Origin of the sequence: Pseudomonas graminis (assembly GCF_004364335.1) — a bacterium.
Lineage (GTDB): Bacteria > Pseudomonadota > Gammaproteobacteria > Pseudomonadales > Pseudomonadaceae > Aquipseudomonas > Aquipseudomonas graminis_D.
Genome location: NZ_SOCR01000026.1, coordinates 1 through 1,279, shown reverse-complemented (window position 1 = coordinate 1,279; position 1,279 = coordinate 1). Strand labels below are relative to the sequence as shown.

1 protein-coding gene is annotated in these 1,279 nt (G+C 53.4%); it reads right to left on the bottom strand.

Annotation, left to right across the window (positions count from 1 at the left end):
- Nucleotides 1-27 precede the first annotated feature (27 nt).
- A complete protein-coding gene (locus EC919_RS27045; RefSeq protein WP_133777459.1) occupies nt 28-1,179 on the bottom strand; it encodes an IS4 family transposase in 1,152 nt (383 codons plus the stop codon).
- Between the last annotated feature and the right edge of the window lie 100 nt (nt 1,180-1,279).

Genomic DNA, 1,279 nt, shown 5'->3' with positions numbered 1-1,279 from the left:
GCGTCACTAGTGTCCGGGGAAAGTTTGTCATAGCTGAAGGATGCCTTGGGCAGCCTTCAGCTTTTCAATGCTTTTCCTCTCTAACGCCTGATTCCTGCGCGTCAGAGGCCGATCAAACCAGACACAACTCAGGCGACAGGTCAGATCGAACATCGACTCCCAGTGGCCTGACCGGGTATGAAAAAAGTGCAGTAACAAGTAAGTAATAACGGCGCTGTAAATCTGCAAACGCACGGCATTTTCTGAAAAGCTAAAGAACCGTTTGAGCTTCAGATGCTGCTTTATCCACTTGAAAAACAGCTCGATCTGCCAACGCTGTTTGTAAAGGTCAGCGAGGTCTTCAGGTGGACTGCTCATGTCGTTGGTAATCAGGATGAGCGGGTGTTTCCAGCCATCGACCTTGACCGTAATACGCCTAACGGGTGCGCCCTGAAATGCATTTTGGCGCCGGCCAAACTGCACGATTTCATCAGCGCTCACCGAGGTCCCGGATAAGGGATGAGAGTGCACGTGGCTGAGCTGGACATTGGCGTTGTTCTTGAGCCGCGTCACGAAATAGGCACCGGCAATATGCAGTTCATGCCACCAGCCATAGTCGCAATAACCTTTGTCGAATACGTACGTCATGTTCGGCTCAATCGGCATTCTCAGCGCATCCGTCATGTCGTTGACGTTCACCGGAGTGATGTTGATATACGTCGGTGCCTGCTGGGCAAGATCAAATCCGGTGTGGACTTTGAGGCCTTGTGTGATGCGGGTTTTGTTGCCCAGTGTCCATTCGTCAAACCCTGGGCCGCGCAAGGTAATGGAGGTCGAATCAATCAGACTAACCATGCGTCCAAGCTGCCGCCGTTGCTGGCCTGCGACGCATTTGAGCATGTGTTCTGCGGCTTTGCGAAACGGCGAAACGCTTCGTTTATTGAGCGCGTCGGACAGTGTTGAGCGGGGCACTGATCGAGCATTCAAGTGGTATTGGTGCTCGTCGATGACCTGCGACATGGCGGTCAGGCTGCGCAAGCTGCTCGCTTGTTGCAGGTGCCCCAGCAGCAAGGTCACCAGTAGATCTCGTGAAGTGCAGCGCTTGGCATAGCGATCAGCTTGGCTGTCTTTAACTTCTTTCTGGAAAACGCCCGCAGGAAATGCAGTCAGCAACCGGCCGAGATTAGTTCTGGAAAACATCGCGAAAACCGAGTGGGAAAAGACTGATTATGCCGTATGGATGCGGTCAGAGAGGGGGAGCAAGCTCCCCCTCTGGACTTTCCCCGGACACTAGTGACGC

Bases quoted from the DNA above. Each gene is read 5' to 3' on its own strand.
- EC919_RS27045 (WP_133777459.1), bottom strand. From the start codon at position 1,179: ATGTTTTCCAGAACTAATCTCGGCCGGTTGCTGACTGCATTTCCTGCG.